Source organism: Aeromonas sp. Y311-2 (assembly GCF_027706025.1).
GTDB lineage: Bacteria > Pseudomonadota > Gammaproteobacteria > Enterobacterales > Aeromonadaceae > Aeromonas > Aeromonas veronii.
This window is the reverse complement of record NZ_JAPDCL010000045.1, coordinates 1-9,427: the sequence shown is the minus strand read 5'-3', so window position 1 is coordinate 9,427 and position 9,427 is coordinate 1. Positions and strand designations below refer to the sequence as shown.

General features: G+C 57.9%; 7 protein-coding genes and 1 pseudogene. 5 read left to right on the top strand and 3 right to left on the bottom strand.

Annotated elements, in window-relative coordinates; genetic code table 11:
- Nucleotides 1–71: 71 nt before the first annotated feature.
- Nucleotides 72–1,232 (top strand): annotated as a pseudogene (locus OKC42_RS22135) (chitinase); the annotation flags it as partial.
- Nucleotides 1,233–1,824: 592 nt separating this feature from the next.
- Nucleotides 1,825–2,427 (top strand): histidine phosphatase family protein, encoded by a 603-nt coding sequence (locus tag OKC42_RS22130; RefSeq protein WP_270820920.1) that lies wholly within the window; start codon nucleotides 1,825–1,827, stop codon nucleotides 2,425–2,427.
- A 127-nt stretch (nucleotides 2,428–2,554) separates the two neighbouring features.
- Here OKC42_RS22130 and OKC42_RS22125 read toward each other — a convergent pair whose 3' ends face one another.
- Both OKC42_RS22125 and smrB read right to left on the bottom strand, forming a co-directional pair.
- The gene (locus OKC42_RS22125; protein WP_270820919.1) at nucleotides 2,555–3,850 is read right to left on the bottom strand and encodes a sensor domain-containing diguanylate cyclase; all 1,296 of its coding nucleotides are present in this window, start codon (nucleotides 3,848–3,850) and stop codon (nucleotides 2,555–2,557) included.
- 57 nt (nucleotides 3,851–3,907) lie between these two features.
- Complete coding sequence (smrB, locus tag OKC42_RS22120) at nucleotides 3,908–4,432, bottom strand: endonuclease SmrB (RefSeq protein WP_005333198.1); 525 nt, start codon at nucleotides 4,430–4,432, stop codon at nucleotides 3,908–3,910.
- Nucleotides 4,433–4,514: 82 nt separating this feature from the next.
- Here smrB and prmB point away from each other — a divergent pair, with 82 nt between their 5' ends.
- Nucleotides 4,515–5,450 (top strand): 50S ribosomal protein L3 N(5)-glutamine methyltransferase, encoded by a 936-nt coding sequence (prmB, locus tag OKC42_RS22115; RefSeq protein WP_005360393.1) that lies wholly within the window; start codon nucleotides 4,515–4,517, stop codon nucleotides 5,448–5,450.
- Nucleotides 5,451–5,462: 12 nt separating this feature from the next.
- Nucleotides 5,463–6,551 carry a chorismate synthase gene (aroC, locus tag OKC42_RS22110; RefSeq protein WP_058058188.1) on the top strand — a complete coding sequence of 363 codons (1,089 nt, stop codon included), beginning with the start codon at nucleotides 5,463–5,465 and terminating at the stop codon, nucleotides 6,549–6,551.
- Nucleotides 6,552–6,662: 111 nt separating this feature from the next.
- On the opposite strand, the gene OKC42_RS22105 is transcribed toward aroC, so the two are convergent.
- Nucleotides 6,663–7,493, bottom strand: a complete 831-nt coding sequence (locus OKC42_RS22105) for a substrate-binding periplasmic protein (RefSeq protein WP_040065629.1) — start codon at nucleotides 7,491–7,493, stop codon at nucleotides 6,663–6,665.
- A 348-nt stretch (nucleotides 7,494–7,841) separates the two neighbouring features.
- Between OKC42_RS22105 and OKC42_RS22100 the strand changes: the two genes are divergently transcribed.
- The gene (locus OKC42_RS22100) at nucleotides 7,842–9,242 is read left to right on the top strand and encodes a DEAD/DEAH box helicase (RefSeq protein ID WP_270820918.1); all 1,401 of its coding nucleotides are present in this window, start codon (nucleotides 7,842–7,844) and stop codon (nucleotides 9,240–9,242) included.
- Nucleotides 9,243–9,427 lie beyond the last annotated feature (185 nt).

The window sequence follows — 9,427 nt, the reverse complement described above, 5'->3', positions numbered from 1 at the left end:
AAATCGGCTCAAACATGAAGAAATGAAATGACTGAGTCAGCCGAGGAGAATTTCCCCGCTTATTCGCACCTTCCTTAACCCAGATGGCAGCGCCGGAATATACTTATGTCCGCTTCTTGCGAGCCATCGGTAAATTCCCTGCGTTCTGTGGCGAATATACCGACGGTCGCGACTCTGATGCGATCTGTAAAAAATCCATTGTGACGGCCTTTGCCCACTTCTCTCAGGAGACAGGTGGCCATATTGCCAAGGAGAACGTCTCCGATAACCCGCTGGGGCTGGAGGAGTGGCAACAGGCACTGGTGCATGTGCGGGAGATGGGCTGGTCAGAGGGACAGACCGGCTACACCACCGGCTGTGGCCAGAACGACTGGCAGAACAAGAAGTGGCCCTGCAGCACGGGTCAGGGGTACTTCGGCCGCGGCGCCAAGCAGCTTTCTTACCACTTCAACTACGGCGCCTTCTCCGAGGCGATGTTTGATGGCGATGCCTCCGTGCTGCTCAACAACCCGGGGCTGGTGGCAGACTCCTGGCTCAACCTCGCTTCTGCCATCTGGTTTTTCCTCACCCCGCAGGCCCCGAAACCGGCCATGCTGCACGTGATTGATCGCACCTGGGTACCCTCCAAACGGGAGGCTGACGCCGGTATCGGCTATGGCTTCGGTACCACCATCAACGTCATCAACGGCGGCATCGAGTGTGGTGAACAGAACAAGGACAAGGGGCAGCCGGTCAATCGTATCCGCTACTGGGAAGGGCTGGCCAACCACTACCAGATCCCGATCAAGGCGGATGAGAAGAACACCTGCTGGCAGCAGACTCCCTATGGCAGCCTCAATCTTAACGGCGCTACCGACGTGCTCTACACCAACTGGGATGGCAACTGGAAATACTATCCGGATCGCCCGGGCGGTTACTCCTTCGAGTGCGAACTGGTGGGCTTTCAGACCGCTTATTCTGCGTTGGTGCCGGGTGATTACGAGAAATGCGTGACCAACTTCTACGGCTCCCACGCCAACTGGCCGAAAGTGCGGATCGTGGACAAATTGACTCCACCGCCGGTCGATCCGAGTGAACCCCCCATCGGTGGCAACCCGGCCTGGGAAGCGACCAAGGTCTACACCGCTGGCAACAAGGTGAGCTACAAGGGCGCCGTCTATCAGGCCAAATGGTGGACGCAAGGGGATGATCCCGCCAAAGGTGGCCCCTGGGCGTTGGTGACGACCCAATAAAGAGACAGTCCATCCATTGATAAGGAGAGGGGGCTTAGCCCCCTTTTAATATATTTTTTGCGCAGGGGGCAATATGTGCAGCGATTAAAAAAAGAACCGTCAATCTGGAAGGGAAACTGTATTTGTCAGCCAACTTTTCTTTCCCATTTAAAGTGACGTAAACGATCCATATCAAATTTTATTGATGGCTGGATTTAATGTTTTAACCTTGCTGCGCAGCAATATTAAAAAGCGTTGAGTGATGTTTTGCTAAACGATGGGTTCGCAGAGCACACCCATGACGCCATCTTTGTCGTATTTATGATGAGGGTGTCTATTCTTCCCATCTATCAATGCATGGTATCACCTTGGCGACATTTATTTCACAGAGAGAAAAATGAACATGTTGGATGTAAATGTCATATGTATCTATTTGTTTACGGATGAGAGTATGTAGTTCGGCGGATGTTTTTTACTGCGAGCGAGGTAATCTTGCTCGATTTTAAAGAATCGTTAAAGTGCGCAGATGAATGGGGATTGTCGTCTCGTTATCCGAATGGGAAGTCGTATGTGGTTTAATCACTAAGCAGATAGCAGGAAAGAGGAGTGCACCATGGAACTGGTGGTGATCCGCCATGCAGAGACGCAAGCCAATGCGGAAGGACGGTATCAGGGCGCGCTGGATATCGGGCTCAATGACGATGGCGTGCGCCAGATCTCTTGTCTGGCTGAGAAGGTGGCTGTGGCACAGCAGCCGTTTGATCGGTTGCTGGCATCCCCTCTGCTTCGAACAAGGGAGAGCGCTACCATCTTGTCTCGTCAGTTGGGATTGCCTGTGGAGCTTGTGCCGGCCTTTCGTGAACGGGATGTCGGCCTGTTTGAAGGGCTGACGCAGGCAGAAGCGAGGGATCGCTATCCCGAACTGTGGGCGCGCAATATCACCCGGCGCTGGGCTGACGCTCCTCCCGGTGGTGAAACCATTGATGAGGTGATTGCCCGGGTCTCGCAGGGACTCACGGAACTTGCTTCGACCATGCAAGGGGAGCGGATACTGCTAGTGGCACATGGTGTAGACGCCAAGGTGATCCGCGCCGTAACGATTGCCGGATTTGATGACTTCTTCGAGTGGCAATTGCCCAACGGCGGCATGCTGTCGGTGAGGCTCTCTCTGGCTGATGGTGACCCACTGCGCTTTAGCCGTCCCCTTGATGGTTGAGTCCACCAAAAGCAGGACGAAAAAAAGCGCTACCGAAGAGAGTCGCGCTGTCTTTTGTATTCGTTGCGGTTGGTTATCTCTGCAGGCACAGGTTAGCTGAGTCACCAGAGGGTAGGGGCGTGCGCCATCAGGTCGGTTCCGGCTCCTCTTTGCGGCAGCAGTTGCGCCCCTGTTTCTTGGCCAGATACAGGGCGGTGTCGGCTCGTCTAACCATCTTCTCTACAGTGTCATGGCTGCCCTTGCTGGCGCAGATCCCGATACTGATGGTGAGGGAGATCTCAATAGCCCCCTCCAGTGCATGGTGCTGGGATTCGATGGCTAGCCTGATCCGCTCGGCGCTGGCCCAGGCGAGCTCGAGAGAGGTTTCCGGTAGCAGCACGATAAACTCTTCGCCACCCCAGCGACCCAGCATGTCCACCTCCCGCAGCTGTTTGCTGATCCGTTTCACCAGACTCAGGATTGCCAGATCTCCCTGCTGATGGCCAAAGGTGTCGTTGACTTCCTTGAAGTGGTCGATATCGATCAGCAGCAGGCTCATGGTATGGCCGAAACGCTGGCAGCGCTGCATCTCGGCGTTGACCAGCTCGTTGAAGCGGCGCCGGTTGGCAATGCCGGTCAGGGGATCCGTGGTGGCGGCGACCTTCAACTCCTCCACCAGTCGGGCTCGCTCCGAGATATCCCGCAAGATGGCGGTCATCTCGGTGGTCGGGCCCAGATTGATTTTGGCGATGGTCACCTCCAGCGGAAAATCGCTGCCGTCTCGGCGCAGACCCATCACCGAGGCGCGGGCATGCATCGGGCGCGAATTGATGGGGGAGCTGCTGAAGGCTTTGAAATAGGTTTCGTGATTGGCGCGAAAACGCTGGGGAAGCAGGGTTTCCAGCCGCTTGCCGAGATAACTCTCGTCGATCCCGAACATCTCGCAGGCAGCGGTATTGATAAGCTCGATGCGCGATTCGCTGCTGACACTGATGATGCCGTCATAGGCGGAGTTGACCACCGCTTCGAAGCGACGGCGACTGGTGGTGAGTGCCTCTTCCAGCTGCTTTTTGGCAGTGATATCGATGGCGGTGACGATGATCCGGTTGATCCGTGCCTGCTCGGGGATGATTGGGGAGAGAATAAAGCGCCACCAACTGGTGCGCGAGAGGCTGTCGATGGGCAGCTCGCTCTCGAGCCCGGTCTGCATGCGCACACACTCGTGCATTGGCGGCTCGATGGTATTGGTGATGTAGCGGGGAAACATCTCGCTCAGCTGTTTGCCAATGCTGCCAAGGACATCCAGCTCGAACGCCTTGGCAAAGGTATCGTTGGCAGAGACCAGCACAAAGTGATCATCCTTGTCGAGGCTGAACACCGCCACGGCGGCGCCGATGGCGTCGAGAGATGACTTTATGTCGGCATGGGAACCCTGTGTAAACATGCGACCTCCACGGCGAATAACATATTGATATTCAGTATAGTGTGGTCGTTTGGCTAACTACTCTTCGATATCCAGCAACACCAGAATGGCGCTGTCGCCACCCCATTCGCGGGGGGCCTGATGGAAGGCGCGCACATTGGGGTGCTGGGCCAGCCAGCTGGGAATGCGCTGCTTGAGAATATGTTTGCCGATGCCGTGCATCACCGAGGCGACGTGAATGTTCTCTTTCTGGCAGAGGGTGAGCAGGGCGGCCAGCTCCTGTTTTGCCTGCTGCTGATTCATGCCGTGCAGATCGAGATAGATCTCCGGCGGATAAATCCCCCGCTTGAGCTTTTTCAGCTCAAATTTTGACACATCTTCCCGCACGTAACGGGTCGGCCCATCATCGTCGAGATGGGGCTGATACTCATCGCTGAAATAGTGGTCAACCCCAAGCTTTTCGCGGGTTTCGCGCAATTCGCGTTTCTGCTTGACCGGGCGTAACTCGGCCCTTATGGTATCTTGCTTGATTTTCCGGGTACCTTTTATCGCATCGCGGAACAGCAGGGTTTCCTCGTCTGTCGGTGAGGGCGTTTTTTTCATCAGATGCTCATGTATTAAGTATGCGTCTTGCCCGCAACGTAAACGGGGCTCGGGCCGGATATTACTCGACTTGGAGGTGGATTTGGACAAGATATTTATCGATGAGGTGGTTGCCGAGATGCACACCATCCAGGACATGTTGCGTTGGGCCATGAGTCGTTTCAACGACGCCGGGATTTTTTACGGTCATGGAACCGACAACGCCTGGGATGAAGCTGTGCAGCTGGTACTGCCCGCGTTACATCTGCCACCGGATGTAGACCCGGCCATGCGCCACTCCCGTCTCACCAGCAGCGAGCGTCACCGTATCGCAGAACTGATTATCCGCCGGGTACAGGAGCGAGTACCGGCCGCCTACCTGACCAACAAGGCCTGGTATGCCGGTTGGGAGTTCTACGTGGACGAGCGGGTGCTCATTCCCCGTTCCCCCATTGCGGAGATGGTGGCCAACCGTTTCGCGCCCTTCCTCAAACATGAACCGACCCGGATCATGGACTTGTGCACCGGCTCCGGCTGTATCGCCATCATCATGGCCCACGAGTTCCCGGAAGCGGAAGTAGATGCCATCGACATCAGCATTGATGCGCTGAACGTGGCCGAGCGCAACATCAACGATCACGGGCTGGAGCAGCAGGTCATTCCGATCCGCTCCGATCTGTTCCGCGATCTGCCGGCGGGCGACAAGTACGATCTCATCGTCTCCAACCCGCCCTATGTGGACTCCGAAGATATGTCGGATCTGCCGGACGAGTTCCGTCACGAGCCCGAGCTGGCGCTGGCGTCCGGCTCCGATGGTCTCAAGCTGACCAAGCGTCTGCTGGCCCATGCGGCAGACTTTCTCAAGGATAACGGCGTGCTGGTGGTCGAAGTGGGCAACAGCATGATCCATCTGGAAGCCCAGTTCCCCGAGATCCCCTTTACCTGGGTTGAATTCGAAAACGGCGGTCATGGCGTCTTTGTGATGACCCGCGACGAGCTGGTGCAGTATCAGGATCATTTCGCCATCTACAAGAACTAAGCAGGAGCGCGCATGGCAGGGAACAGTTTTGGTCAACTCTTTCGGGTCACTACCTTTGGCGAGAGCCACGGCCTGGCGCTGGGCGCCGTGGTCGATGGTTGCCCGCCAGGGCTGGAGATCAGCGAGGCGGATCTGCAGGGGGATCTGGATCGGCGCAAGCCCGGTACCTCCCGCTACACAACGCCGCGCCGCGAGCCGGACGAGGTGAAGATCCTCTCCGGGGTGTTCGAGGGCAAGACCACCGGCACATCCATCGGGCTGCTCATCGAGAACACCGATCAGCGCTCCAAGGATTACTCCGACATCAAGGATCTGTTCCGGCCGGGTCACGCTGACTACACCTATCACCAGAAGTATGGTCAGCGGGACTATCGCGGCGGTGGTCGCTCCTCGGCACGCGAGACCGCGATGCGGGTAGCGGCGGGGGCGATCGCCAAGAAGTACCTCAAGCAGGTGCATGGCATCGAGATCACCGGTTTTCTCTCCCAGCTCGGCCCCATCAAGGCGGAAGGCTTTGACGCGGCGCAGATTGAGCAAAATCCCTTCTTCTTCCCCGATGCGGGCAAGTTGGAAGAGCTCGATCAATACATGCGTGACCTGAAGAAAGAGGGCAACAGTATCGGTGCCAAGGTGCAGGTCATTGCGCGCAATGTGCCGGTGGGCCTGGGTGAGCCGGTGTTTGATCGTCTCGACGCCGATATCGCCCACGCCATGATGGGCATCAATGCGGTGAAAGGGGTGGAGATCGGTGACGGCTTTGCGGTAGTGGAGCAAAAAGGCTCCGAACATCGCGACGAGATGACCCCGGCGGGCTTTGCCAGCAACCATGCGGGCGGCATTCTGGGCGGCATCTCATCCGGGCAGGATATCGTGGTGAGCATGGCGCTCAAGCCAACTTCCAGCATCACTGTGCCGGGCAAGACCATCAATACCGAAGGCGAGGCTATCGAGATGATCACCAAGGGTCGTCACGATCCTTGTGTCGGCATCCGCGCCGTGCCCATCGCCGAAGCCATGCTGGCGCTGGTGTTGATGGATCACCTGTTGCGCCATCGTGCCCAGAATCAGGGGGTGTTGACTCACACCCCGCAGCTGCGCTGATCGCTGTTGCTGCTCATCGACTGATCGCTCCCTGTTTGGGGAACAAGTTCGACAATACCAAAAAGGCGACCTTCGGGTCGCCTTTGCTATTTCAGGTGATTGCTCAACCCGTCAATGCTTGCGGAGAGTGCGGGTCAGCAGATCCGCGGCGCCCGGATCGGCATTGAGGCGACACCTGGGGGGCGAGAACTTGTTGTGGGGTTTGGGCAAGGCATGAATGGCCTCGTTGACTTTGAGGATCTGTTCTTCGCTCACGCTGTTTTTGGCAAACATCAGACTGACCGGTTGGTGGTGTAGCAACAGTTGGCAGCTGATAAACTCTTCGGCCCCCAGCTGGGCCAGCCGGTAGCGGGCATATTGCCACTCCATGATGATGCCATCGAGGCGGCGGGCCAGCAGCAGATCTATCATCCGCTCATCGGCGTTGTATTCGGTCGCCATTTTAAGCGCCGGGCAGCTATCCATCTGATGCATGGGACGGGTGCCGCGCAACTTGCCTATCTTGAGTCCTTTCTCGTGGCACAGCGCGGGCAGATTATCGAGCTGCGCCCAGCGATCCTGATGGCCGGGAATAGGGTCATTGCTCAGCAGCACATAGGCACTCTGGCGGTAGGGTGTCGAGAAGCGGGCATAGCTCTGGCGCTCCGGCAGAGGGAGGGCGGCCATCGCCACATCCAACTGATCGTGTTCTACCAGATGCAGTGCCCGCGCCCAGGGAAGTTCGCGAAACTTGGGGGCAAAGCCCGCCTGGGTGAGGATCTGGCGGGTCAGGCTGACATCCAGCCCATCCAGCTCACCCCGGTTGTTGATTTGGCTGAAGGGGGGCCAGTGACTCCAGGCCACGGTCAGAGTCTGACTGGCCTGCAGCGCAGGGCTTAGCAGCAGAAGCAGCAGGCCAATCCTTGCCTGCCAGCTGCCGCGGGGACGATATGGCGTGGTCATAGCTAAACCTCGTTATTGTGTTCTTTTATCCCGTGCGTTTGCCCCGCGAGCCATGCCTGCGAGGGCTGATATTGTGTTGCCAGTTAATAGTGTGGTGCGTGCTACATCAATCAACGGGATTATTCGGGGGGCAGGAGGGGGATTTTCTGTTCGTGCTGGGAGGAGCATCACATTTTTCTCGTTTATCCCGGGCAACTCCGTTAGACTGCGCCTCTATTCTTTCCCCTTTGCTCTGCTCCCCGGGGAAATCGTTGTTTTCTCAATAGGCCCAGATCTTGTGAGATGGCATCGGCTCAGCAGAGGAGCCCCACCACAAATCCCCGGCGCCCCTATCTCTAGCAGGTAATTATGAGTTTTACTTCCCTCGGTCTGGCCGAACCCTTGTTACGTGCCGTTGCCGAACAAGGCTACGACACCCCGTCTCCCATTCAGCAGCAAGCGATCCCCGCCGTTCTGGCTGGCCGCGATCTGATGGCGGCGGCCCAAACAGGGACCGGCAAGACCGCAGGCTTTACCCTGCCGATGCTGCAACGTCTGATGGAGAGCAAGCGCAAGGTGTCTCCGAACCGCATTCGTGCGCTGGTGCTGACCCCGACTCGCGAGCTGGCCGCCCAGGTGGGCGAGAGCGTGCGTAACTACGGCAAACACCTGCCGATGCGCAGCCACGTCGTGTTTGGCGGCGTCAGCATCAATCCGCAGATGATGGCAACTCGCCGTGGCCTGGACGTGCTGGTGGCCTGTCCTGGCCGCCTGATGGATCTTTACAACCAGAACGCCGTCAAGTTTGACGAGGTGGAGATTCTGGTACTGGACGAAGCGGATCGCATGCTCGACATGGGCTTTATCCGCGACATCCGCCGCATCCTGGCTCTGATGCCGAAGAAGCGCCAGAACCTGCTCTTCTCTGCCACCTTCGCCGACGAGATCCGCGAACTGGCCACCGGTCTGCTGGATAACCCGGCAGTGATCGAAGTGGCCCCTCGCAACAGCACTGCCGAGCGTATCGAGCAGCTGGTGCATCCGTGCGACAAGGCCAACAAGATTGCGCTGCTGAGCCATCTGGTCACCAGCAACAATTGGCAGCAGGTACTGGTGTTCACCCGTACCAAGCACATGGCCAACCGTGTTGCCGAGACCCTCGACAAGAACGGCGTCAGCGCCGCCGCCATCCACGGTAACAAGAGCCAGGGTGCCCGTACTCGCGCACTGGCCGGCTTCAAGGATGGTAGCGTCAAGGTGCTGGTGGCGACCGACATCGCCGCCCGTGGTCTTGACATCGACAAGCTGCCGCAAGTGGTCAACTTCGAGTTGCCGAACGTGGCGGAAGATTACGTTCACCGCATCGGTCGTACCGGTCGTGCCGGTGCTGCCGGTCACGCCATCTCCCTGGTTGCAGCCGATGAAGGGAAGCTTATCAAGGCGATCGAGCGTCTGACCAAGCAGAACATCCCGTGCGAGCAGGTAGCCGGTTTTGAAGCCTCCCGCGAGACCCTCGACAACATCGCCCGTGGTATCGGCGCGCCGCTTCGCAAAGAGCCCCGCGATCCGAGCGAGCAGCGCCGTTCGCCGCGTCCGCAAGGTCAAGGCCAGCGTCAGGGTGCCGGTCGTTCCGCCTCCAATGGCAATGCGGGTGGTGCACGTACCGGTAACGGTGGCAAGCCCAAGCCGCAAGGTGGTCAGCGTCCGGCTGATGGCGCTGGCAAACCGGCTCAGGCCCGTCGTCCACGTCGCTCTACCCACAACCAGTAAGCGGCTCGGGAGCTTGACTCCCCAGCTATGCGGTTGACTGAAAAAGCCCTGCCAATCTGGCAGGGCTTTTTGTTTTTTCGTGTCCCGTCCTGAATATGGTTTACACCTTTCCCCCCCAATAAATGGAGAACCCGATGGGACAAGGTGTGAAACGGACACAGCGCGATTACTCGCTGACTTTTAAA

What these genes read in the sequence shown, in the direction of transcription:
- OKC42_RS22130 (WP_270820920.1), top strand. Translation starts at nt 1,825, where the DNA reads ATGGAACTGGTGGTGATCCGCCATGCAGAGACGCAAGCCAATGCGGAA.
- OKC42_RS22125 (WP_270820919.1), bottom strand. Translation starts at nt 3,850, where the DNA reads ATGTTTACACAGGGTTCCCATGCCGACATAAAGTCATCTCTCGACGCC.
- smrB (WP_005333198.1), bottom strand. Translation starts at nt 4,432, where the DNA reads ATGAAAAAAACGCCCTCACCGACAGACGAGGAAACCCTGCTGTTCCGC.
- aroC (WP_058058188.1), top strand. Translation starts at nt 5,463, where the DNA reads ATGGCAGGGAACAGTTTTGGTCAACTCTTTCGGGTCACTACCTTTGGC.
- OKC42_RS22105 (WP_040065629.1), bottom strand. Translation starts at nt 7,493, where the DNA reads ATGACCACGCCATATCGTCCCCGCGGCAGCTGGCAGGCAAGGATTGGC.
- OKC42_RS22100 (WP_270820918.1), top strand. Translation starts at nt 7,842, where the DNA reads ATGAGTTTTACTTCCCTCGGTCTGGCCGAACCCTTGTTACGTGCCGTT.